Genomic DNA, 22,656 nt, shown 5'->3' on the forward strand with positions numbered 1-22,656 from the left:
CGCGGGCTTCCGCCCGGCGCACCGAGAGCACGCACCAGACGCCGCAGGGCCGCCCTCCGGGCGACGACGGGAGTTTGACGACAGGCCCTAGGGAGTGTCCTGGCCGTCCGGCGGATCAGAACGGCGTGGACGACGTCCCGTGCGCCCGTCCGCGGCGCGCCGTGGCGTGCAGGGCGAGTCCGGCGACGGCGGCCGTGGTCAGGGCACCCGCCGCCATGAATCCGTCGCGCGAGTGCCAGGACAGCACCGACCAGTGGGACCGCGCGGACAACAGCGACCCCGTGCTGAGCCAGGAGGCGGCGGAGAGCAAGGAGAGCGACGACCCGATGGACGCGGCGGAAAGGGCGGAGCCCACCGATCCGATCGACAGGACCGAGCCCACCGATCCGATGGACAGCACCGAGCCGACCGAGCCGATCGACAACACCGAATCCTTGGAGCACACCGAGAGGTAGGACCCGTCGCCCCGGCCCCACCTTGTCACCCACGCACGCGGTTCGGTCATGGGCCCATCCTGTCACGCGGGTGGTCGCGGATCCCTGAAGTGCGCCCGGGCCCGTTGCCGTGGGACCGCGAGGGACGGGGTCGGTCGTCCGTCTCCCTCACCCGAACGGCTCCCAGCCTCGGACATCCCCCGCCCTTGCGGCCTGAATGCCGTCTGACCTGCTGAAACGTGGGCCCTGCCGGCGGCCCCGGCGGCGGCCGGCACCGGGCGTACCGGCGTTCCCCGGCCGCCGCCGGCAGCAGGCGTCCGACGTGCCGGACCGGACGGATCCGCGCAGGCTGGACCCATGCCGGACCGGACGGAAATCGTCGTTCATCCCGTGTCGCCCAAGGGTGGCCGGAAGGTGACCGTGCACGCGCTGGGCGTCGACGCCGACCTCGGCCGTGCCCACTCCCCCGCCGACGTATCGGAGTTCCTGCGACGGGCCGGCCTGGAAGACGTCGACCTGTCCGAGGACGGCCCGGTCCGCTGGGAGGGCGGCGGCCCCGAGGTGTGGCGCGCGGGCGTCTGACCCCGGGCGTCGCCTACCCGGCCGGCCTCGCGGGTGGGCGGCTCACTGGGCGCCCAGCGTCATCCACTGTTCGGGCTTCGCCAGCGGGGCGAAACCGACCTTGGCGTAGACCGCGTGCGCGTCCGAGGTGGCCAGCAGGACGCGCCGCAGACCGTACGGGGCGAGGTGCTCGCGCACCGCCGTGACCAGCGCGGTTCCCAGTCCCTTGCCGCGGGCTTCCGGGGCGATGTACACGTCGCACAGCCAGGCGAAATCGGCCCCGTCGGTGACCACCCGGGCATAGCCGAGCTGCCGCCCGGAGGCCCGATCGTAGACGCCGAAGTTGAGGGAGGAGGCGATGGCGCGGTCCTGCTTCTCCCGGGACCGGTCGCGGGCCCAGTAGGCGTCCTCCGACAGCCATCGGTGGACCAGGGCGGCGTCGATCCGTGCGGAGTCGGTGGAGATCTCGTACCCGGCGGGGAGTTCAGCGGTCATGGCGGCATCCAAGCAGCTCCGGCCCCCGCCCCACCGCTGATTTTCGTTCCCCGTCCGGCGGGTGGACCGAGCGGCTCGTGGTGGTCCGGTCCGGCGCACGGGGAAATCCCGGTGCCCCGTCGTCTGCGCGCGGTTACGCTGCCTCGTCGCGGTCAGCCCACGGAGGTTCCTCATCATGAGCAGCACAACGTCGTCGTTCCCCGAGCGGATCGAGCTCTCGGGGGAGGGGCTCGTCCTGCGCGACTGGACGGAGGCGGACTTGGCCTCGATGCCGGAACTCTTCGACCACCCCGACATCGCGTACTGGACACCGATCGTCTCCCCCTTCGACGACGTGGCCGCCCGTACGCGCCTGGACCGGGACCGGCAGCTGCGCGCGGAAGGCACGGCCATCCTGCTCGCCATCACCGTCGACGGCCGCGCACCGCTCGGCGAGGTGATGCTGCGGCGTGCCCCCGAGGGGACCGAGATCGGATACGCGGTCGGCCCGGCGCACCGCGGGCGGGGGCTGGCGGCACGAGCGGTGCGGGTGATGTCCTCCTACGCCTTCGAGCAACTGGGCGCGGAGCAGGTGATCCTGGAGCTGGAGGCCGAGAACACCGCCAGCGTCACCGTCGCCACCAAGGCGGGCTTTCGGCTGCTCGACGTACCGCTGATCACCGGTGAGGAGAAGGGCCGGCCGTACAGCCTGCAGACGTGGGGTCTCGCCCGCCCCTGACGCACCCCGCCCCCGCTCCTCGGCCCAGGTCCCGTGGGCCGCGGCCGAGGGGTGTTCCGGGGGGCGGATATCGGATGTACGCACCCCGGTGTGGCGTCCTACGCTCGGCGGCGTGAACCCCGTCGAACTCGCCTGCGTCGTACTGCCCCTGACAGCCCTGCTGTACGGGATGCTCGGCATGCGGGTCCGTCAGGAACGGCGGTGGTGGGGGCGGTTCGTGACCAGGCGGATCGCCGCGCTGGTGGTCGACCCCTACCATGCCGCCGCCGGCCGCCGGCCGCTCGGGGACGACGTCCAGGCCGCCGCCGCCCGGCTGTTGCTCGACGGACTGGTCACGGTGACCCGCCGCGGCAACCTCGCCCTCACCGCTGCCGGGTCCGACCCGGGGGCCGGAGCCGGGCACCCCGTGCCGGACGCCCTGCTCGCCGCCCTGCGCCGCCGCACCGCACCCGCCTCCCTCGGCAACGTCCACGCGCGCGACGCCGAACTCCGCGCCGCCCGGGAAGAGTTCCACACCGCCTGCCGCAACCGTCTGCGGTCCCGGCTTCCGGCGAAACCGGGACGGGCCGGCCGCCCGGCGGCGTGGGCGGTGTGGGCCACGCTGGCGGTGATCGTGGGGACGGCCCTCGCCCTGGTCGGGACCGACCCCCACGGGCCGGCGGAAGGCGCCGCGGCCACCGCGACCTGGTTCGCCGTGCCGGTGCAGATCGGCTGCCTCGTCAGGTACGGCAGGCTGCGCGACGACGCCCGCCGGGAGGCCCTGCTGAGCGAAGGCCGTTCCCGCAACGCTCCGCACCCGGCACTCGCCGAGCTGGCGGCACGGGACCCCGAGACCGCGGACCGGCTCCGGGTCAGCCGTGGGCGGACCCGCCGTCGCCGCAACCGTGGCCGCCCCCGCCGCTCCGGCGCCTCCGCGGGGAGTTGACCTTGACGCGACGCCAAGGTTTTCACTGAGGTCGTGCGGATCGGAGAGATCGCCGCGGCTCGTCAGGGGCTCGGCCGGTGATCCGCCACCACCACGGTGTCGGGCCGCCCGGAACGCACCCGACCCCCTTGAGACGAGGACACCCGATGGACTCCGCCACCGCGAACAACCTGGCCCTGCTCCGCACCGCCTACCAGCAGCTGGAGGGCGGTGACCTCGACGCGTGCGTCGGACTGCTGACGGAGGATTTCATCGCCAACCTCCCGGGACTGCCCGGCCCGCTGCACGGGCGGGAGGTGTGGAGGCTGGGTGCCCAGGCCATGCTCGCCGGCTTCCCCGGCATCCGGCTCGACATCGAGGACATGTTCGGCGTCGGGGACAAGGTGGCGGTACGCGTGCACTTCCACGGCACCCACGGGGGCACCTTCCAGGGCATCGAGGCGACACACCGGCCGGTGAGCTTCCGCAGCATCGAGCTCTACCGCATCGAGGGCGACAGGATCGCGGAGGAGTGGGTGGCCCCGGACATGACGAGCCTCATGCAGCAGATCTCGCCGTCACGGCGTTCGTAGCCCCGTCGGCGGCCGCGGTACCTCGTGAAGTCAACACGGCCTTGACGTACGGCTCTTACCTGGGCCGGTCACGAATATGTCCGCATTGGGTAACACGGGGCGTTATCGTTGCTTTCGGGCGGAACGGGGGCCACAGTGTGGCTCCTCGGCAGGACGCCGGGAACCGTTCGGAGCCCGCCCGGCTCGCAAGAGACCGGGCAGGGCTGACCGTTGAAGGGGCCATCCTCATGTCTGCTTCCGTCGCCACCCGCCGCGCCCTCGCCGCCCTCCTGGCGGCCGGCGCCCTGATCGGCGCCGCGTCGCTCCCGGCCGTCGCCGACGACCACCGGCGTGACCACCGCGGCCAGGGCTCCTCCCTCGCCATCGGCGAGGTCCAGAACGACAGCCGCGGCCGCGGCAACCGCGCCCTGAACGACGAATGGGTCGAGGTGCGGAACTCCGGCCGCCACAGCGTCGAACTGCGCGGCTTCACCCTGACCGACCAGCAGGGCAACCGCTACCGCTTCGACGGTCTCCGCCTGGCCGGGCGTTCCAGCGTCAAGGTCCACACCGGCCAGGGCCGCGACACCGGCCGCAACGTCTACCAGGGCCGCCGCCACCAGATCTGGGACGAGCGCGACACCGCCACCCTCCGCGACAACCGCGGCAACGTCATCGACACCGAATCCTGGAACCGCCGCGGACACCGCCACGGCCACTGAGCCCGGAACCCGGCGCCCCGGACCTCGTTCCGGGGCGCCGGTCCTGCGTCACAGGGCCAGCAGGACCAGGACCAGCGCGGCGGGCGGCAGCAGCATCGCCAGTACGTGACCGACCAGGGTCCGCATCATGCCCAGGACGAGGAACAGCACCAGTCCGGCCGCCAGCCAGCAGCCGAAGACCGAGACCGCGAACTCCTGGGCCGCCGTCTCCTCCGCCCGGGTGGTGGCCTCGAAGAACGGCCCTCCGCCGATCAGCATCCAGGAAAGCGCACTGCTCAGGAGCAGGTTGCCCACCCCGACGACGACCGCCGCCGACTCGTCCACCCGGCGCCCCCGCCGCCACCACCGCATGTCACTCATGGGGCACGATCCTAACGAGGCGCCGCGGGCGGCTCGGCCGTTCGGGTGGCGGAGCGCCGTGTCGGGCCGCCGGCGCCGGCCGTGTTCGCCCATCCTGGGGCGGGGCGCAGTTCCGCGGTTTCGGTGCTCCCCTCCCCCACGGCGAGAAGGAGCACGGCATGCCGACGGACGCGGTCGGACGTTTCCTCGCGGCTTTGGGCCCGGACCAGCGGGAGGCCGTCACCGGCACGTCGCGCGAGGAGCAGGAGCGGCTCGCGGAAGCCTGGGAGCAGGAGCTCGCGTCGGACGACGAACTCGACACCCTCGACGAACTGTCCCCGCCCGCGGCGGAGGCCGAAGCCGCCCGTCGCGTCATGGACCGTGAACGGTGACACGGCGCCGGGCACCGCGTCAGGGCAGGGGCATCAGACGCGTCAGGGCCGTGTCGGACAGGGCGCGGGCGTAGTCGGCGTTGAGCAGGCCCGGGCGGAAGAGGATCCGGTACATCATCGGGGCCACGACGTGGTCGATGACCGCGTCGACGGCCGGTGCCGCCTCCCCCCGCTCGCCCGCGCGGGCGAGGAGGATCTCCACCTGCTCGACGGCGTAGGCGGAGCACTGTCCGGCGTTGTGGCCGTCCGGATCGCCGCCGAGCGCGTCACGGATGTAGTCCCGGCCGGCCGTCGAGGACATCTCCTCCAGGAACTGCACGGCCCAGGCCTCCAGGTCGGCGCGCAGGCTGCCCAGATCGGCGGGCGGCGCTTCGGGGCGGAGCCGCTCCACCGCTACGTCGGAGAGGAGTTCCGTCATGTCGCCCCACCGACGGTAGATCGTCGAGGGAGTGACGCCGGCCCTCTTGGCGACGAGGGGTACGGTCAACGCCGCCCGTCCGAGCTCGGATTCCAGCGTGCGCACGGCTTCGTGGACCGACTGCTGGACACGGGCGCTGCGCCCTCCTGGACGGGGTCTCGGCTGGGGGGTCATGTCGGTCACCTTAATGCCGGGGATCCGCTTGCGGCGTCGCGTCCGGGCTGCCCGGGGCGGGCGCTCCGGACGGACGGAACGGGTACGGGGCGAGCGGGGCGGGGCCGCGCAGCCGCTCGTGGGCTTCGCCGACGCGCAGAACGGTCTCTTCGTCCAGCGGGCGGCCGATCAGCTGGAGTCCGACGGGCAGACCGGCGGTGTCGAAGCCGGCCGGCACGGACAGTGCGGGCAGCCCGGTGATGTTGGCGGGAGCCGAGAGGCGGACGTAGGCGTCGGAGACGGTCTCGACCGTCCCGTCCGCCCACCGGAAGGTTTCCTGGTCGCGCCGGGCCGCCGTGGCCGGGACGGTGGGAGCGGCCACGACGTCGACCTCGCGCAGGAGCTCGTTCCATCCGTCGCGCATGAGGGTGCGGACGCGCTGGGCGCGCAGGTAGTCCGTGGCGGGGACGAGGGCGCCCGCTTCCAGCAGGACCCGTACGTCCGGGCCGTACAGCTCGGGCGTGGTGTGCAGGTGCTGTTCGTGGTAGGCGGTGGCCTCGGGAACCATCAGGCCCCACTGGGTGGCCCGGACGTACTCGCCCATCGGGATCTCCACGTCCACCAGACGGGCGCCGAGGTCCGCGAGGTCCGCGATGGCCTCGCGGACCGCCGCTTCCACCTGTGGGTCCACGTGGTCGAAGTAGTAGGTGGCCGGGACGCCGATGCGCACGCCGGCCAGGCCCTCCTCGGGGCGCGAGGCGTAGGCCGCGTACGGGTGGCCGGCGGCGTCGCCGGGGTGTCGTCCGACGAGGGCGTCGAGGACGAGGCCGGCGTCCCGTACGGTCCGGGTGATGGGGCCGACGTGGTCGAGGGACCAGGACAGCGAGGCGATCCCGTCGCGGGGCACGAGCCCGTAGGTGGGCTTGAGCCCGACCACGCCGGTCAGCGCGGAGGGGACCCGGATCGAGCCGCCGGTGTCCGTGCCCAGCGAGTACGTCGCCGTCCCGGAGGCCACGGCGGCGGCCGATCCTCCGCTGGACCCGCCGGGCACGTGGTCCAGGTGCCAGGGGTTCCGGGTCTGGGGGGTCGTGAGGCCGTAGGCGAACTCGTGGGTGTGGGCCTTGCCCACCAGGACGGCGCCGGCCTCCTTCAGCCGGGCGGCCACGGCGCTGTCCGCGGCGGGCGTCCGGCCGGCCCGGACCGCGGAGCCGGACGCGGTCCGCGTGCCGGCGGTGTCGATGAGGTCCTTCAACGCCATGGGGACGCCGTGCAACGGGCCCCGGCGGCGGCCGGCGGCGATGTCCCGGGCCGCTTCGGCGGCCTGGGCCCGCGCGGCCCCGGCGACCACGGTCACGTAGGCGCTGACGTCGGCGTCGACGGCTTCGATGCGCGCCAGGACGGAATCGGTCAGCTCGACCGGCGAGAGACGCCGGTCCTCGATGGCCGCTGACGCCTCGGCGAGGGACAGCTCGTAGGGCTCCATCGCCTTCACCGCCCCTGGGAGCCGGCGTGGTAGACGGAGGCGGGCGGGGTCTCCCCCAGGTCGATCTCTCGCAGCCGGCTGATGACGGTGAGGACGTGGTGCGCCGTTCCGGCGACGGCGGCGTGCCGGTCTTCTCCGAGGGAGAGTCCGGCGCGCATCGCGGACTCGGCGGCCGCTTCGGGCGACAGCGGGGGAACAGACATGACCGAAGTCCTTTCCGGGCAGCGGCACTCGGGTGCCGCCTCGGTCCCGCACGAGGGAGCGGGAGCCGCCCAAAAGCTAAATATTTGCGTGAGGGGCAGAGTAGGGGGAGTACGCCACTAACGCAAACTCTGAGCCTTAGTCGTTCGAGAATCGTCCCGCCGCTGGCCTAAAGCTCATTCATTGCGTTAGCCGGGCGGGCGGGGTAGCGTAAAAGCAACATCTCAGCGTTAAGGAGGAGGCGAGCTCATGACCTCGGACCCGACTGCCCTCGCAGCGCCGCTCCACACCCCCGCGTGGACCGTGGGGGGCGTCACCGTCCACCGCATCGACGAGGTGGAACTGCCCCCACAGACCGGACCTTGGCTCCTGCCCCGGGCGACACCCGACGTCGTGGCCGAATTCCCCTGGCTACAACCAGACTTCGCGGGATCCGACCGGATGCTCCGCCTGGCGAGCCACACGTTCGCGATCGAGGCGGACGGACTGCGGATCCTCGTCGACACGGGCATCGGGAACGGAAAGGAGCGCGCCAACCCCGCCTGGCACCGGCTCCGCACCGACTACCTGGACCGTCTGGAGCGGGCCGGCTTCTCCCCCGAGACCGTCGACGTCGTCATCCTGACGCACCTGCACACCGACCACGTCGGCTGGAACACCCGCTCCCACGCGGGTACCTGGGTCCCCACCTTCCCCAACGCCCGTTACCTCGTGAGCCGCACCGAATGGGACCACTGGGCGTCCGTGGACATGGACGGGCCCCGGCAGCAGATGTTCCGCGACTCCGTCCACCCCGTCGCCGACCACGGACTCCTCGACCTCGTCGAGGTACCCGCCGGCGGACTGGTCGCCGCCCCCGGCGTCACCCTCGTACCGGTTCCCGGCCACACACCCGGACAAGTCGCCGTACGGCTGGACAGCCGGGGCAGCTCGGCCCTGATCACCGGCGACTGCATCCACCACCCCGTCCAGCTCGCCGCGCCCGGCATCCACAGCCACGTCGACATCGATCCCGCGCGGGCCGAGGCCACCCGTCGCGACCTCCTCTCGGACCTCGCGGGCACGGACACCCTCCTGCTCGGCAGCCACTTCCCCCCGCCGACGGCAGGACTCGTCCGCGCGCACGGCGCCGCCTACCGTCTGCACCCCGTCCCCGCCCGCCCCGGCCGCCCGAGGGCCACCGCCACGCCCACGGGCGGCCAGGCACCGGCTTGAGTGAGGTCAGAACTCGTCTTCGCGCATCTCGTCCTCGCCGCGCTCGCGCCGCATCTCCTCCCGGCGGCGCTGCGCGAGCTCCTCCGGGCTCACCGACCTCTCCGCGCGGGTACCGGGGTGAACGGGATCCTGACTCATGGCACCGGAGCGGTCCTGCTGCTCCCGGCCCTGCCCCGCTTCCTGGCGCTCGTCCTGCCTACCGTCCATGTCTGCCACTCCTCCATGACGTGCTCACCGAGGCTTCCTCCCCTCCACACTGACACGAACGGCGCATCGGCACCCCCACGCCCGACAGCGGAACAGCACTGCATAAGGTCACGGTTCGTGACGAAGACCGGTCTCGCCCGGAACGACGAGGCGCTCCTGAACCGGGACTACTCCACGGCCACCGACGCAGCACCCACGACCACAGGAGTGACCCGCATGTCCCAGATCACCGTCCGCGCCGCCCGGCCCGAGGACTTCCCCCAGTGGCGAGCCCTCTACCGCGGGTACGCGGACTTCTACCGCGTGGAGCAGACGGAGGAAGCGGCCGAGACGGTGTGGGGGTGGGTCAACGACCCCGCCCACGAGGTCGACGCGCTCGTCGCCGAGGACGCCGACGGCCGGCTCCTCGGCCTGGCCCACTACCGTCCGTACGCCCGGCCGCTCTCGGCGACGGTCGGCGGCTTCCTCGACGACCTGTTCGTGGCGCCGGAGCACCGCGGTTCGGGCGCCGTCGACCTGCTGCTCGGCGCGCTGCGCGAGATCGCCGCGGAGCGCGGCTGGAGCGTGGTCCGGTGGATCACCGCCGACGACAACCACCGGGCGAGGTCGAAGTACGACCAGGTGGCCACGCGCACCATGTGGGTCACCTACGACATGGCACCCGGCCGCTGATCCCCGCGGCTCAGCCGCCTCCCGCGCCAGGGCCGGGGGGTACGGGGGCCGGCGCGGGGTTGCGGAGCGTGGGCCGGGACCAGGGCGCGTCTTCGCCGCCGGACTCCGGCCGCAGCCCGAGCTCGCGGAGCTGGTTGACCGCCGTCATGGCGACGAACAGGGCGTTCGGGTTGGCGCCGCCGGTCCCTCGGCCGGCCATGGCTTCCGCGTAGCGGGTGGTGAACGTGCTCGGCCGGACGTGAGGGGCCTCACCGGTCAGCCCGAGCGCCGCCTCGTGCAGGGCGGTGGCCTGCTCCAGCAGGCCGTCCAGGTAGGACACCGCGTCAGCGCCACGGCGCACGGCGAAGGTGTGCCCGTCGGTGAGGAGTGCGGCCCGTCCCTGCTCGAAGAGGAGGGAGGCGGCGCCGAGCACGGTCTGGATCTTGAGCTGGTCGGCGTCGGCCATCGCACCGCAGGGCCCGTTGCCCTCGTCGGACAGGTGGAGGACACCGCAGTCCCGCAGGTGCACGATCACGTGCCCGGCGCAGTGTCCCTGGCTGCGCAGTACGCGGACCGCGCCGTCGGCGAAGGTCCAGCCGGAGAACCGGAGGGGGCCGAACCTGATCTGCTCCAGCGGCCGCTCCTCGTAGGTGCGGGTCGTCGCGCCGAAGGGGCGCATCGGCTGGAAGAGCGACACCAGCCTGTCGGCGGTGGGCGCGGGCGGCGCCGGCCCGGCGACGCGTTCGAAGGACCGCACCCAGTACGTCGCCGGGTCCTGCATCTGGTCGACGTCACGGGCGGGGACGTAGTGCTCGACCGGCACGCCCAGCTCGTCGGCCAGGTCGTTGTTGCCGACGTGGTCGAGATGGCCGTGGGTGGTCAGCAGCAGGGCCCGGGACCAGGGCCCGACCCGGTCGGCCGCCGCCCGCAGCGCCGCGCGGAAGGGCGCCGTGACTCCGGTGTCGACCAGCACCAGGGTGTCGCCGGTCCGGTGCACGAGGGCGTTGGCGACGTCGGGCTGACCGTGCTCGACGTCCAGTTCCTGCCCGAGGACCAGTACGGTCCTGTCGTCGATCTCGATCAGGTCGCCGAGCGCGGTCATGGTTCCTCCCGCGGTCCCGTCCGGTGCGGCTCGCCGCGGAGCCCTGGCTGCGAGCGTACGCCGCCCCGGGCGGGGTGTCCTCGGGAACGAACCGACCCCCGGTCGTGGCCGGCCGTTCGGGTACCTGTCCGAACACCAGGACCCGCTCCGGCCGTGCTCACCGCCGTGATCGGCGGTCGGCCGCGTCGTACTGCGCCAGGGTGAGGGCCGCGGGGCGCAAGGACCCTTCCAGGGCCCGGAGGAGGGTGTCGTCGAGGCCGCCCAGGGCTTCGGCGCTCTCCTCGACCGCGTCCCGGACCACTTCGGCGGCGACCTCTCCGGGCGGCGCGTGGGGTCCCAGCTTGCTGACGGCTGCCGCCGCGCGGGCCGGCGTGAGCAGCTCGGTGGCCCGGGCGAGGAGCCAGCCGGGGACGCCTGCGGCGCCTTCGGCGGGTGCCAGGTAGGGGCGCGCGCCGTCGAAGCGTTCGTCCTCGGCGAAGGAGGGGTGCTTGACCTTGGCCACGGGGCGGGTGGTCGGCCACCACTCCTCGGCGGGCTTGATGACGAGCCCTTCCGCGAGGTTGCCGGGCAGCTCGGGCAGGCCCAGCAGGGCCGGTACCCGGGTCGGGAACACCGGCGTCCGCTCCTGGACCCGGGCGAGCGTCCCGCGGGCGATCAGCGGGGCGCAGTACAGGCCCGCGGCGGCCGCCGCCTCGCGCAGTGCCCGGTCGGCGACCCAGCGGACGGAGTCACCGGTTCCGATCGTCGCGTCGAACGGCAGCCAGAGCAGGTGCGGCGCGTACCAGACGCCCGTCTGCACCGGGTCCGTACGCGGTGCGGGCGGCACGTCCGGGTGCGGATAGCGGCCGCCGGCCAGTTCGCCGTAGAGCGTGACCGGTTCGGAGGCGTCCGTTTCGAGGCCGTGGCGCAGGGCCGCCGCGCAGCGGGCCGCCGCGACGGCGAGGGCCGGCCAGATCCGCCCCACGCCGAAGAACTCGTCGAGGCCGCTCTCGTCGAGCAGTTCGCGGCGTTTGGCCGGGTGGACGCCGGTGCGGTCGCAGACGAGGGCGAAGTTGGCGCCGTGGACCTTCTCCAGCGCGACCCATTCACGGGCCGCCCGCCCCTCGCCCAGCCGGGTTCGGGACGGGATCTTGGGGTACGGCGTCCAGCGGGTGTCAGGCATGCGGACCGTCCTGCTGGTGCGGTTCGGGCCGGTGGCCCTCGGGGTGTCCCCGGGTGAGGCGCAGGGTGTGCGCGGCCGCGTTGCGGATGGCGCGGGCGCCGGGCGATGCCGCTCGTGTGCTCAGTTCGCGCAGGATCGGGCGCGGGGTCCGCGGGTTCGCGGCCAGCAGGGCGAGGACGTCCGCGAGTCCGGTCGCGGCGAGCTCGGCGGCGGCCTCGGCGTCCAGGGACGCGCTGGCGGCCTCCCGGCGCTGTTCCCGGCGCCGGAGGGCGTCGGAAACCCGCGGGTCGGCCGACTCCCGGGCGCGGGCCGCGATCAGCTCGCCGCGTACCGGGTCCGGGACGCTCGACTCCAGGAGGAGGGCGAGTACGTGGGCATCGGGGTGCCGGTCGAGGAACCGCGCCAGCCGGCCGGCGTCGCCGCTCGGCGCGGTCGCCAGGTACCGGGCGTGGAACCCGGCCGCCTCCCGGCCGGTGTCCCCCGCTGCCGCCGCGGTGGTGAGCGCGTCCTCGTACGCGGTCAGTTTGAGTGCCGGGTCCGGATCGGTCTCGGCGAGGGCCCTCAGCAGCCAGCCACGGGAAACACCGCCGTACTGGCGGACGAAGGCGGCGAACTCGTCCGGCGGGACGGCGGGATCGCGGTAGAGCTCCAGCCCCAGCGTCAGGACCGCCTCCGGGTACCGGTGGACCTCACACATCCGCACCAGCAGCCCGCGGGGCCCGGCACGGTGCCCCAACGCGTCGGTGAGCACGCCCCGGTCGCACAGTTCGAGGAGGTACTCCCCGGAGATGTCCGGGTGGTGGACGAACCCCCGCCCGAGCTCCTCGTGGCCTTCACGGACCACCGTCTCGACGATCTGGCGGAGCTGCGCGGCGGACGCCCGCGCCACGGCCGCCGCACGGTCGAGCGCGTTCGTCAGTGCGGCGGTGTGGTCCTGGGCCTCCAGGGCCCGGTAGAGACCGTGGCGCCAGGCCGGCCGCAGCATCCCGGCGGCCAGCGTCGCCGGATCCACGTCGTCTTCGGTGATCACCGTGGCGACGATAGCTGCTGTGCTCCCGGCGGGGCGCGGGCTTTGTTCTCGTCAGTCGTCCTGCCGCCGGCGGACCATCTCGGTGATCCAGGCGGGCGCGAACGGAGACGTGCAGCCCGGGGAGGTCGGGTAGTCCTTCAGGACCTCCAGCCGCTCGCCGATGGCGAGCGCCCGGGTGCGGTACTCGGCGTGCTCGATCCCGATCTGAGCCAGGCAGTGGTTCATCGCCCACTGCAGGCGGTCCGGGGCGTCCTTCATCTCCGCCTCGATGACGTCGAGCAGCCCCGCGAGGTCGAGGCCCTCGGGCTTCTTCGCCACGCGTTCGGTGGTCAGGGCCCAGCCGGCGCTCGCGACCACGGGATCCGGATCGGCGGACCAGGCCAGGCGCAGCTCTTCGGAGTGCGGGTTCTTCTTCACCACGTAGTTCACGAGCCAGTCGTGCACCTTGGGGGCGCGCGCCCCGCGCAGCATGCCGTCCAGCTCGTCCCGTCCGAACGCCTTCGGGCGGCAGATCAGGAGGGCCAGCAGCCGGGCGGCGGTGTCGTCCGTCTCCCAGAGCCGGCGGGCGAGTTCCTGCTGCGTCTTCAGCCGCTTGGCGACCGCGCGCAGCTTGCCGAGGTTCACGCCGTGATCGTCACCGTGCCGCTCGTTCACCGCGCGTGCCTTCGGGTCCTGGAGCGCGGCGAGCTCGGCCATCACCTCGGCCACCGTCGTCCCGGTCAGCGTCGTCCCGGCCACTTCCGCCTCCTGTACGTCGTATGCGGGATTCAGCCTACGACGGAATTCGGCCACCTCCGGAGCGGAGGCCGGGGGTACAGGGGGGTGCCGTTCTCCCTCGACGCCTGCGCGCCCGGTGTTTCGGGAACGCCGAACGGGTCAGACGAGGGACGGGCGGGCGCTCGCGCCCGCTCCGAAGGGCCCGATCCGATCCGAAGGGAGCCCGAGGTGGGGGACGTTTCCCGTCCGGAAGGCCGTGCGGCCGGCCGTCGGCCGTGGCAGGAGGAGGCCGAGTGCCTCCGGCTCGGCTCGCGCCTGCTCTTCCGCCCCGCCCGGGAACGCGGCGGGGAACGCGACGGGCCACCGGGACTCCGCGCTGCCGGAGCTGCCGCCGCCGCTGCCGCTGCCGCGAAGGACGTGTGCGCGCTGTGCCCGGTACAGCCGGAATGCCTGCGGCACGCGCTGCGCGTGGGCGAGCCGTACGGAGTGTGGGGCGGGCTCGACGAGGGGGAACGGCGCCGCCTCGTCGCCGCGCGGGCGGAACGCCCCGCCCTGCCGTCCAGCGCCTGACGGACCCGGCGCCCGCACGCGGCCCACGCCGCCGGGCCGCCCCAGACGAGTACGAGGAGTACCGCCATGTCGACCAAGGTTTCCGATTTCGTACTGGAACGCCTCCGCGCGTGGGACGTGGAGCATGTCTTCGCGTATCCCGGTGACGGGATCAACGGCCTGCTGGCCGCGTGGGGCCGCGCGGAGAACCGGCCGCGGTTCGTCCAGGCCCGGCACGAGGAGATGGCGGCCTTCCAGGCGGTCGGGTACGCCAAGTTCTCCGGCCGGGTCGGCGTCTGCGCGGCCACTTCCGGGCCCGGGGCCATCCACCTGCTGAACGGCCTGTACGACGCGAAGCTCGACCACGTGCCGGTCGTGGCCATCGTGGGCCAGACCGACCGGAGCGCGATGGGCGGCTCCTACCAGCAGGAGGTCGACCTGGCGAGCCTGTACAAGGACGTGGCCTCCGCGTTCTGCGAGACGGTCACCGTCCCCGAGCAGCTGCCGAACGTGATCGACCGGGCGATGCGCACGGCCCTCGCCCAGCGGACCGTCACGGCGGTCATCCTCCCCGCCGACGTGCAGGAGCTCGACTACGTGCCGCCGGCCCACGCCTTCAAGATGGTGCCTTCGAGCCTCGGCATGTCCGCCTACGCACCCGTCCCCGCGCCGGCGGACGTCGAACGGGCCGCCGAGGTGCTCAACGCGGGCGAGAAGGTCGCGATCCTCATCGGCCAGGGCGCCCGGGGCGCCCGGCCCCAGGTGGAGGAGCTGGCACAGGTGCTGGGCGCCGGGGTGGCGAAGGCGCTGCTCGGCAAGGACGCCCTGCCGGACGACCTGCCGTACGTCACGGGGTCGATCGGGCTGCTGGGCACCCGGCCCTCGTACGAGATGATGCGGGACTGCGACACCCTGCTCGTGGTCGGCTCCGGCTTCCCCTACTCGCAGTTCCTGCCCGCCTTCGACCAGGCCCGCGCCGTACAGATCGACATCGATCCGTTCATGGTCGGACTGCGCTACCCGTTCGAGGTGAACCTGGTCGGGGACGCGGCGCGGACCCTCGACGCGCTGCTGCCCCTGCTGAAGCGGAAGAAGCACGGGTCCTGGCGCAAGAAGATCGAAAAGGACACGGCCCGCTGGTGGACGGTCATGGAACGGCGCGCCGGCGTGGCGGCCGACCCGGTCAACCCGGAGCACGTCGTGCACTCCCTCGACGCCCTGCTGCCCGACGACGTGATGCTCGCCGCCGACTCCGGATCGGCCGCCAACTGGTACGCCCGGCACCTGCGGCTGCGGGGGTCCATGCGCGGCTCGCTGTCCGGGACGCTGGCCACGATGGGGCCGGGGGTTCCGTACCTCATCGGTGCGAAGTTCGCCCGTCCCGAGCGGCCCGCGATCGCGATCGTCGGGGACGGCGCGATGCAGATGAACGGCATGGCCGAACTCGTCACCGCCGCCAAGTACTGGCAGGACTGGGAGGATCCCCGGCTGGTGGTCGCGGTCCTCAACAACGGTGACCTCAACCAGGTCACCTGGGAGATGCGCGCGCTGAACGGCGCACCGCAGTTCCTTCCCTCCCAGTCCCTTCCCGACCTGCCCTACGCGGACTTCGCCCGCCTGATCGGCCTCGACGGCGTGCGCGTGGAGAAGCCGGCCGACGTCGAACCCGCCTGGCGTCAGGCGCTGGCCGCCGACCGGCCGTTCGTCATCGACTTCCGTACGGACCCCGCCGTCCCGCCCGTTCCGCCGCACGCCGACCTCGACCAGATCGAGGCGACGGCCTCCGCGATCCTCAAGGGGGACAGCGACCGGACCGGCATGGTGCGGCAGGGAATCAAGTCGAAGATCCAGGAGTTCCTGCCCGGTCACCGCCGCGACCGGGACCCGGGCGGCAGCTGACCCCGCCGTCGGGCCTCGGCGGCCGCGCACCGGCCGCTCGGGCGTAGGCTTCGCTCAGCACGGACGCGACGGGGGCGGAGCGCATGACGACGGAGACGGCACAGCGGTGGGGGGCGACCCTCGATTCGGTCGTGGTGTACGCGCGGGGAGCGGTCTGCCGCCGCCTGGCGCGGGGCCGGGTTCCGGCCGACGGCCGGGTGCGGGTGGCGGGACTGCCCCGCTCGCTGGACCCGGGCTCGCTGCGGGCCCGCGTCCTGGACGCTCCCGGGGTGCGCGTCACCGAGGCCCGGGTGGAGGTCGAGGCCGCACCGCTCGGTACGGGCACGCCCGAAGGACTGCGGCGCGAGGTCGAGCGGCTGCGCGACGCGCACGGGGCGGCGCAGGGGCGCCGGGACCGACAGCTGAGCCTGATCGAAGAGGTCGGGGCCCTGCGCCCGGTCGCGCCTGCGCGCAGGCGCGACGACCCGTACCGCCGCACCCCGGTCGACGCGTGGCTGGAGCTCGCCGATTTCGTCGACGAACGGCTGACGGGGCTGCACGCCCGCCTCGTCGAGCTGGAGGAGGCGCTGCGCGTCGCCGAGCACGAACTCGCCGTCGCCGCCGACCGGCTCGCCCGCGCCTCCACCGACGCGCCGTCAGCGCACGTGGAGACCACGGTGTGCGCGGTCCTCACCCTCGACGCCGCCGGTGGCGGTGCCGGTGACGCCGAGGTGGGCCTGGAACTGGAGTACGCGGTGCCGGGCGCCGTCTGGGTTCCGGCCTACCGGCTCTCCTACCGTCAGGGCGACGGCGGCGGCCGCCTGGTGCTGCGCGCCTCGGTCGCCCAGCGGACCGGCGAGGACTGGAGCGGCGTACGCATCGCACTGGCCACCGCGGACCTGCGGCGGCGCACCGACCTGCCGAGGCTCCGCTCGATGCGCATCGGGCGCCGTCAGGCCGCCCCCGCGCCCTCCGGCTGGCGCGAGCCCCCGGCGGGACTCGCCGACCTGTTCGCCGGGTACCAGGGGGCCGGCCCCCGCCCCGCCGGCGCCGGCGCGCCCGTGGCCGTGGCGGCCCGCCCCGCTCCGGTGGCTCCCGCGGCCGGTCCCGTACCGCCGCCACCGCCGCCTCCCCCGCCGTCGGCGCCGCAGGGCTACGGCGCTCCGCCGGCCGCGTTCGCGGCGCCCGCGGGTACGGGCGGCTCCTCCGAGACCTTGGCCGGCGGGATGCCCCGCCTCGCGCAGCCGGACGGCGCCGTGCCACCGCCCGCCAGGGCGCGCAGGGGTGCCCCCTCCTTCGCCGGGGCCCCCGCCGCCCCGGCACCTGCCGCTCCGGCGGCTCCCGGTGGTGTACCCGCGCCGCCTCCGCCGGCACCGGTGCCCGGTCCGCCGCAGCCGAGCGGCGCCGAGCTCGACTACGCCGCCCTCGTCCTGTCCGGCCCCGCCGAGCAGTCCGGTCGCAGGGGCCGGCTGTTCCCCGGTGCCCCCCTCGACCCGGTGGCGGCCGAACACCGCCGCCGTGCCGAAGCGGTGGCGGCGCTGCCGCTGCCCGCGCAGGCCGTACGGCCCCGCGAGTCGGCGGGTTCCTTCGACCACCGCTTCGACGCCGCGGCCCGCGCCGACGTTCCGTCGGACGGTACCTGGCACACCGTCACCGTCGCCGAGATCCCGGTCGGCCTGCGCACCGAGTACCTCAGCGTGCCGGCCGTGGAGCCGACCGTGTACGCGACGTTGGTGCTGTCCAACGCCACGGACCAGGCCCTGCTGGCCGGCCCGGTGGAGGTCTCCGTCGACGGCGACTTCCTGCTGACCACCGCACTGCCCACGCTCGCGCCCGGCGGTGTCCGCCGGGTGGGACTCGGACCGGCCGAGGGCATCCGGGTGACCCGCCGGACGAACCTGCACGAGTCGACGTCGGGGCTGCGCAACAACACCACGGTCCTCGACCACCGCGTTCACGTGGAGCTGGCCAACGGGCTCGCGAGGCCCGTCACCGTCGAGGTCCGCGAGCGGGTGCCGGTCACCTCCGACCCGGACGTCCGGATCGAGGAACGGGCCGACTGGACGGCGCCCGAGCACGGCGTCGGGCCCGAGCACCACGCCCCGGGCACCCGGGTCTGGCGGCTCGACCTGCCCGCAGGCGCCACCACCGCCCTCGACGGCGGCTACGAGATCCGCATCCCGGCCGGCAAGGCCCTCGCCGGCGGCAACCGCAGGAGCTGACGCACCCCATGTCCACGGCCCCGAAGCCGATCGCCCTCCCCGTCACCGCCGTGACCTGCCTGGAGGACCGCGCCCACGTCGAGCGCGCCGTCGTGCTCGACCTGGAGGCGGGGGTCCAGCGGCTGCGCCTCGGCCCGGTCAGCGCGCTGGCCGTGGACCGGACCCTCCATGCCGAGCTGACCGCCGGATTCCCCGCGAGCGTCCTCGACGTGCGGATCGTCCGCAGCTGGACCCCCCGCGGTCCGCTGCCGTCCCCCGACGAGGACTCCGCCCTGCGGCAGCGCGTACGCGCCCTGGAGGAGGAGCGGCTGGACCTGGGGCAGCGGCGCGACCGGCTGCGTACCCGCCTCGACCTGCTCGGCGTCCTCACCGCCGATCTCCTGCGGGACATCGGCGAGGGCGCCGGCCGCGGGGAGACCGAAGGGCCCCGCTGGTCCCGCGAACTGGACCGGCTGGACGGCGAGCGGGACGCGTACGGGGAGCGACTGCGCGCCGTGGACGCCCGGCTGGCCGCCCTCGGCACCGAACTGGCGGCGGCGCAGCGGGCCATGCGCGTCTCCGAGGAAGAACCCGCCGAACTGGTCGGGCACGTCGAGCTGACCGTGGAGGCGGCGGCCGCCGGGCCGGTGGAGCTGCGCCTGAGCCACCTCACCCCCTGCGCGCTGTGGCGGCCCGCCTACCGGGCGGTCCTCGACGGGGACTCCCTGACGCTGGAGACCGACGCGGTGGTCTGGCAGCGCACCGGTGAGGACTGGTCGGACGTACGGCTGACGCTGTCCACCGCCCGCTCGGCGCTGGCGACCGATCCGCCACGGCTGGACGAGGACCGGCTGACGCTCAGGGACCGCTCGGCGGCCGAGCGCCGCACGGTCGACGTGGAGCTGCGCGAGGAGGAGATCGGGGTCCTCGGCCCCGCCCCGGTGCTCGGCCTGCCCGGGGTGGACGACGGCGGCGAGACCCGGGTGCTGCACTCCCCCGCGCCGGTCTCGGTGCGCGGGGACGGCCGCGCCCACCGCGTGCCGCTCGCCGTCTTCACCACCGCCGCGGTCAGCGAGTACGCCTGTTCGCCCGAGGTGTCGCCGCTGGTCACCCAGGTGGTGCGGTTCGACAACGCGGCCGGCCACGCACTGCTCGCCGGGCCCGTGGACCTGGTGCGCGGCAGCGGATTCAGCGGCCGCGGGACCCTGGACTTCACCGCGCCCGGCACCCCCGTCGAGCTCGCGTTCGGCAGCTGCGACGACCACGGGGTGGTCCGGCACGCCGAGGAGTCCCGCGACACCACCGGGATCATGCAGCGGACCGTGGTCACCCGTACCGTCCGGCTGCACCTGTCCCGGTTCTCCGCCCCCGGGGAGCTCGGCGACCGGGTGGTCGTCCTGCGGGAGCGGATCCCGGTCTCCGAGGTGTCGGCGGTGGAGGTGCGCCTGCGGAAGGACGCCTGCTCCCCGGCGCCGGAGGTGGTCGACGCCGACGGCATCGCCCGCTGGGACGTCGGTCTCCCGCCCGGCGGCCACCGTACGGTCACCCTGGTCTACGAGGTGTCGGCGAGCGCCAAGGTCGCCGGGATCTGAGCCTCCGGGCCCCGGGCCCGGTGGGCGGTCCGCCGTACGTCACGCCTGCGGCGGGCCGGTGAGGCAGGAGGGGCACAGCCCGCGGTAGGTCACCTCGGCCCCGGACACCGTGAAGCCGAACCGCTCCTGCGGCGGGAGGCCGGCCAGTGGATCGCCCGTCATGTGGACGTCGCGGATGATGCCGCAGCCGGAGCACACCAGGTGCTGGTGGGGATGGTGCGCGTTGGGGTCGTACCGCTTGGCCCGGCCGTCGGTGGAGACCTCCGCGACCTCGCCGAGGGACACCAGTTCGCCCAGGGTGTTGTAGACGGTCGCCCGGGCGATCTCGGGCAGCCGCAGGACCGCGCGGGCGTGCACTTCGTCGGCCGTGAGATGGACGTGCTCGCCGTCGAGGACCTCCGCGACGACACGCCGCTGGGAGGTCATCCGCCAGCCACGTCCTTTCAGCCGCTCCAGCAGGTCGCTCATGTGCGCTCACCCGTTCAGGCTCGTCGGGACAGCAGGAGTTTACCGGCAGCGGCCGGAGTTCCGGCGGGAAGCGGAACCGGCGGTTTGTCATTTCGGGCGTTCGCCGTGCGGGGGTGCCCTGCGTGTTCTCGTAGCGGTGCGGTCTGCGGTGCGCGACCATACGGACGCTGATGCACGCTCGATTGTCGGCGTCGTTCGGGTGGCGGGCCGCGGTGCTCGATCCGGACGAAGGGAATGCGTCAGGCGCAAGCAGCCAGCAGAGGGAAACACCGAGACAGGAAAGAAGGACGGACGTGTCCGGCAGCGAAAGCGAGAACCCAGTAATCCCCGCCCCGACCCCCGAGGCGACGCGCCCCAGGACGAACCGGGACTGGTGGCCGAACCAGCTGGACCTCCAGGTTCTCCATCAGCATTCGCCCCAGTCGAATCCGATGGACGAGGACTTCGACTACGCGCAGGAGTTCTCGTCCCTGGACGTCGAGGCGCTGAAGCGGGACGTCTTCGAGGTGATGACGGCGTCGCAGGACTGGTGGCCCGCCGACTACGGTCACTACGGGCCGCTCTTCATCCGGATGAGCTGGCACTCCGCCGGAACCTACCGCATCGAGGACGGCCGGGGCGGCGGCGGAGCCGGCGCCCAGCGCTTCGCCCCGCTCAACAGCTGGCCGGACAACGCGAGCCTCGACAAGGCGCGCCGTCTGCTCTGGCCGGTCAAGCAGAAGTACGGCCGGAAGATCTCGTGGGCCGACCTCCTGGTGTTCGCCGGCAACTGCGCCATGGAATCCATGGGGTTCAAGACGTTCGGTTTCGGTTTCGGACGGGAGGACATCTGGGAACCCGAGGAAATCTTCTGGGGCCCTGAGGACACCTGGCTCGGAGACGCCCGGTACAGCGGCGACAGGGAACTCACGGGTCCTTTCGGTGCCGTTCAGATGGGTCTGATCTACGTCAATCCGGAAGGCCCCAACGGAAATCCGGATCCGGTCGCCGCCGCCCGGGACATTCGCGAGACGTTCGGGCGCATGGCGATGAACGACGAGGAGACGGCCGCCCTCATCATCGGCGGCCACACCTTCGGAAAATGCCACGGCGCGGTCGATCCCGAGTGCATCGGTCCGGAACCGGAGGCGGGCCCCATCGAGCAGCAGGGTCTCGGCTGGCGGAACACGTGCGGCAGCGGCAAGGGCGTCGATTCCCTGACCAGCGGCCTCGAAGGGGCCTGGACCTCCGAGCCGACGAAGTGGGACAACGGGTACCTGGACAACCTGTTCGCGTACGACTGGGAGCTGACGAGGAGCCCGGCCGGCGCTCAGCAGTGGACTCCGACGGACCCCTCGGCCCGGGACACCGTGCCCGACGCGCACGATCCGTCGAAGCGGCACGCCCCCATGATGCTGACGACGGACCTCGCGCTGAAGCTGGACCCGGTGTACGGGCCGATCGCGAAGGGCTTCCACGAGAACCCGGACAAGCTCGCGGTGGCGTTCGCGAAGGCCTGGTACAAGCTCCTGCACCGCGACATGGGCCCCCTCTCGCGCTATCTCGGGCCGTGGGTGGCCGAGCCGCAGCTGTGGCAGGACCCGGTCCCCGCGGTCGATCACGAGCTGGTCTCGGAGGCGGACGTCGCCGACCTCAAGGGCAGGATCCTCGCCTCGGGACTGTCCGTCCCCCAACTGGTCGGCACGGCTTGGGCGTCGGCGGCGAGCTTCCGCGGCACGGACAAGCGCGGCGGGGCCAACGGGGCCCGGATCCGGCTCGCGCCGCAGAAGGACTGGGAGGTCAACGACCTGCCCGAGGTGGCGGAGGCGGTGCGGACCCTGGAAGGGATCCGGGAGGACTTCAACGCCTCGCGGTCCGACGGCCGGAAGGTTTCGCTCGCCGACCTGATCGTGCTGGGCGGCTGCGCGGCTGTCGAGCGGGCCGCGAAGGACGCCGGGCACGCCGTCACGGTCCCCTTCGCCCCGGGGCGTACGGACGCCACGCAGGAGCAGACGGACGTGGAGTCGTTCGCCGTGCTCGAACCGCGGGCGGACGGGTTCCGCAACTACCTGCGGGCGGGAGAGAAGCTGTCCCCGGAGACGCTGCTGCTGGACCGTGCCAACCTGCTGACCCTGACCGCACCCGAGATGACGGTGCTGACCGGTGGCCTGCGCGCGCTGAACACCGGTTACAAGGGATCCCGGCACGGCGTCTTCACGGACCGGCCGGAGAAGCTGACCAACGACTTCTTCGTCAACCTCCTGGACATGGGGACGGAGTGGAAGGCGTCGGCCGCGGACGAGAACGTGTACGAGGGCCGGGACCACGCCACCGGCGAGGTCAAGTGGACCGCCACCGCCGTCGACCTCGTCTTCGGTTCGCACTCCCAGCTCCGCGCCATCGCGGAGGTCTACGCGTCCAAGGACGCGGGCGAGAAGTTCGTGCGTGACTTCGTGGCGGCGTGGGACAAGGTGATGAACCTCGACCGGTTCGACCTCGCCTGAGCCCCGTCG

At 73.5% G+C, this 22,656-nt stretch carries 25 protein-coding genes; 13 read left to right on the top strand and 12 right to left on the bottom strand.

Annotated elements, in window-relative coordinates; genetic code table 11:
* Positions 1–115: 115 nt before the first annotated feature.
* Positions 116–505, bottom strand: coding sequence for a hypothetical protein (locus tag ABZZ17_RS34570; RefSeq protein ID WP_356882301.1), 390 nt, complete (start codon positions 503–505; stop codon positions 116–118).
* 343 nt (positions 506–848) lie between these two features.
* Between ABZZ17_RS34570 and ABZZ17_RS34575 the strand changes: the two genes are divergently transcribed.
* Entirely contained in the window at positions 849–1,016 is a 168-nt protein-coding gene (locus tag ABZZ17_RS34575; protein WP_356882303.1) for a hypothetical protein, read from the top strand.
* Between the two features lie 42 nt (positions 1,017–1,058).
* Here the strand turns inward: ABZZ17_RS34575 and ABZZ17_RS34580 are convergent, their stop codons facing one another.
* Positions 1,059–1,490 (bottom strand): GNAT family N-acetyltransferase, encoded by a 432-nt coding sequence (locus ABZZ17_RS34580; RefSeq protein WP_356882305.1) that lies wholly within the window; start codon positions 1,488–1,490, stop codon positions 1,059–1,061.
* 175 nt (positions 1,491–1,665) lie between these two features.
* Here ABZZ17_RS34580 and ABZZ17_RS34585 point away from each other — a divergent pair, with 175 nt between their 5' ends.
* The 4 genes from ABZZ17_RS34585 (at position 1,666) to ABZZ17_RS34600 (ending at position 4,406) form a co-directional block, all read left to right on the top strand.
* Positions 1,666–2,208, top strand: a complete 543-nt coding sequence (locus ABZZ17_RS34585) for a GNAT family N-acetyltransferase (RefSeq protein WP_356882308.1) — start codon at positions 1,666–1,668, stop codon at positions 2,206–2,208.
* Positions 2,209–2,320: 112 nt separating this feature from the next.
* Positions 2,321–3,133, top strand: a complete 813-nt coding sequence (locus ABZZ17_RS34590; protein WP_356882310.1) for a hypothetical protein — start codon at positions 2,321–2,323, stop codon at positions 3,131–3,133.
* A 146-nt stretch (positions 3,134–3,279) separates the two neighbouring features.
* Entirely contained in the window at positions 3,280–3,705 is a 426-nt protein-coding gene (locus ABZZ17_RS34595; RefSeq protein ID WP_356882312.1) for an ester cyclase, read from the top strand.
* A 227-nt stretch (positions 3,706–3,932) separates the two neighbouring features.
* Positions 3,933–4,406 carry a lamin tail domain-containing protein gene (locus tag ABZZ17_RS34600; protein ID WP_356882314.1) on the top strand — a complete coding sequence of 158 codons (474 nt, stop codon included), beginning with the start codon at positions 3,933–3,935 and terminating at the stop codon, positions 4,404–4,406.
* Between the two features lie 48 nt (positions 4,407–4,454).
* On the opposite strand, the gene ABZZ17_RS34605 is transcribed toward ABZZ17_RS34600, so the two are convergent.
* Positions 4,455–4,766, bottom strand: coding sequence for a hypothetical protein (locus tag ABZZ17_RS34605; protein ID WP_356882316.1), 312 nt, complete (start codon positions 4,764–4,766; stop codon positions 4,455–4,457).
* 158 nt (positions 4,767–4,924) lie between these two features.
* Here ABZZ17_RS34605 and ABZZ17_RS34610 point away from each other — a divergent pair, with 158 nt between their 5' ends.
* Entirely contained in the window at positions 4,925–5,137 is a 213-nt protein-coding gene (locus ABZZ17_RS34610; protein ID WP_356882318.1) for a hypothetical protein, read from the top strand.
* 19 nt (positions 5,138–5,156) lie between these two features.
* Here the strand turns inward: ABZZ17_RS34610 and ABZZ17_RS34615 are convergent, their stop codons facing one another.
* From ABZZ17_RS34615 to ABZZ17_RS34625, 3 genes are read right to left on the bottom strand one after another with little or no spacing between them, the layout of a single operon-like run.
* On the bottom strand, positions 5,157–5,729 hold the full coding sequence (locus ABZZ17_RS34615; RefSeq protein ID WP_356882320.1) for a TetR/AcrR family transcriptional regulator: 573 nt from the start codon (positions 5,727–5,729) through the stop codon (positions 5,157–5,159).
* Between the two features lie 10 nt (positions 5,730–5,739).
* The gene (locus ABZZ17_RS34620) at positions 5,740–7,191 is read right to left on the bottom strand and encodes an amidase (protein ID WP_356882322.1); all 1,452 of its coding nucleotides are present in this window, start codon (positions 7,189–7,191) and stop codon (positions 5,740–5,742) included.
* 5 nt (positions 7,192–7,196) lie between these two features.
* Positions 7,197–7,394 carry a hypothetical protein gene (locus ABZZ17_RS34625; RefSeq protein ID WP_356882324.1) on the bottom strand — a complete coding sequence of 66 codons (198 nt, stop codon included), beginning with the start codon at positions 7,392–7,394 and terminating at the stop codon, positions 7,197–7,199.
* A gap of 247 nt (positions 7,395–7,641) precedes the next feature.
* Between ABZZ17_RS34625 and ABZZ17_RS34630 the strand changes: the two genes are divergently transcribed.
* A complete protein-coding gene (locus ABZZ17_RS34630; RefSeq protein WP_356882326.1) occupies positions 7,642–8,607 on the top strand; it encodes an MBL fold metallo-hydrolase in 966 nt (321 codons plus the stop codon).
* A gap of 6 nt (positions 8,608–8,613) precedes the next feature.
* Here ABZZ17_RS34630 and ABZZ17_RS34635 read toward each other — a convergent pair whose 3' ends face one another.
* A complete protein-coding gene (locus ABZZ17_RS34635; protein ID WP_356882328.1) occupies positions 8,614–8,814 on the bottom strand; it encodes a hypothetical protein in 201 nt (66 codons plus the stop codon).
* A 117-nt stretch (positions 8,815–8,931) separates the two neighbouring features.
* On the opposite strand from ABZZ17_RS34635, the gene ABZZ17_RS34640 reads away from it, so the two are divergent.
* Positions 8,932–9,486 (top strand): GNAT family N-acetyltransferase, encoded by a 555-nt coding sequence (locus ABZZ17_RS34640; RefSeq protein ID WP_356882330.1) that lies wholly within the window; start codon positions 8,932–8,934, stop codon positions 9,484–9,486.
* Positions 9,487–9,496: 10 nt separating this feature from the next.
* Here the strand turns inward: ABZZ17_RS34640 and ABZZ17_RS34645 are convergent, their stop codons facing one another.
* The 4 genes from ABZZ17_RS34645 to ABZZ17_RS34660 all read right to left on the bottom strand — a co-directional run bounded on the left by ABZZ17_RS34645 (position 9,497) and on the right by ABZZ17_RS34660 (position 13,455).
* The gene (locus ABZZ17_RS34645; RefSeq protein WP_356882333.1) at positions 9,497–10,567 is read right to left on the bottom strand and encodes an MBL fold metallo-hydrolase; all 1,071 of its coding nucleotides are present in this window, start codon (positions 10,565–10,567) and stop codon (positions 9,497–9,499) included.
* A gap of 157 nt (positions 10,568–10,724) precedes the next feature.
* A complete protein-coding gene (locus ABZZ17_RS34650) occupies positions 10,725–11,729 on the bottom strand; it encodes an RNA ligase family protein (RefSeq protein WP_356882335.1) in 1,005 nt (334 codons plus the stop codon).
* A complete protein-coding gene (locus ABZZ17_RS34655) occupies positions 11,722–12,759 on the bottom strand; it encodes a hypothetical protein (protein WP_356882337.1) in 1,038 nt (345 codons plus the stop codon). The genes ABZZ17_RS34650 and ABZZ17_RS34655 overlap by 8 nt, the downstream gene beginning before the upstream one ends.
* Positions 12,760–12,810: 51 nt before the next feature.
* Positions 12,811–13,455 (bottom strand): DNA alkylation repair protein, encoded by a 645-nt coding sequence (locus tag ABZZ17_RS34660; protein WP_356882390.1) that lies wholly within the window; start codon positions 13,453–13,455, stop codon positions 12,811–12,813.
* Positions 13,456–13,704: 249 nt separating this feature from the next.
* Between ABZZ17_RS34660 and ABZZ17_RS34665 the strand changes: the two genes are divergently transcribed.
* The 4 genes from ABZZ17_RS34665 to ABZZ17_RS34680 all read left to right on the top strand — a co-directional run bounded on the left by ABZZ17_RS34665 (position 13,705) and on the right by ABZZ17_RS34680 (position 19,696).
* Positions 13,705–14,046, top strand: a complete 342-nt coding sequence (locus ABZZ17_RS34665) for a WhiB family transcriptional regulator (RefSeq protein ID WP_356882339.1) — start codon at positions 13,705–13,707, stop codon at positions 14,044–14,046.
* Positions 14,047–14,112: 66 nt separating this feature from the next.
* Entirely contained in the window at positions 14,113–15,924 is a 1,812-nt protein-coding gene (locus tag ABZZ17_RS34670; protein WP_356882342.1) for a thiamine pyrophosphate-requiring protein, read from the top strand.
* A gap of 83 nt (positions 15,925–16,007) precedes the next feature.
* Positions 16,008–18,125 (top strand): DUF4139 domain-containing protein, encoded by a 2,118-nt coding sequence (locus ABZZ17_RS34675; RefSeq protein WP_356882344.1) that lies wholly within the window; start codon positions 16,008–16,010, stop codon positions 18,123–18,125.
* Between the two features lie 8 nt (positions 18,126–18,133).
* Positions 18,134–19,696, top strand: coding sequence for a mucoidy inhibitor MuiA family protein (locus tag ABZZ17_RS34680; protein ID WP_356882346.1), 1,563 nt, complete (start codon positions 18,134–18,136; stop codon positions 19,694–19,696).
* A gap of 39 nt (positions 19,697–19,735) precedes the next feature.
* Here ABZZ17_RS34680 and ABZZ17_RS34685 read toward each other — a convergent pair whose 3' ends face one another.
* Positions 19,736–20,164 (bottom strand): transcriptional repressor, encoded by a 429-nt coding sequence (locus ABZZ17_RS34685; RefSeq protein ID WP_356882348.1) that lies wholly within the window; start codon positions 20,162–20,164, stop codon positions 19,736–19,738.
* 293 nt (positions 20,165–20,457) lie between these two features.
* On the opposite strand from ABZZ17_RS34685, the gene katG reads away from it, so the two are divergent.
* Positions 20,458–22,647 (top strand): catalase/peroxidase HPI, encoded by a 2,190-nt coding sequence (gene katG / locus ABZZ17_RS34690; RefSeq protein ID WP_356882350.1) that lies wholly within the window; start codon positions 20,458–20,460, stop codon positions 22,645–22,647.
* Positions 22,648–22,656: the final 9 nt, after the last annotated feature.

Source organism: Streptomyces sp. NPDC006512 (assembly GCF_040611935.1).
Lineage (GTDB): Bacteria > Actinomycetota > Actinomycetes > Streptomycetales > Streptomycetaceae > Streptomyces.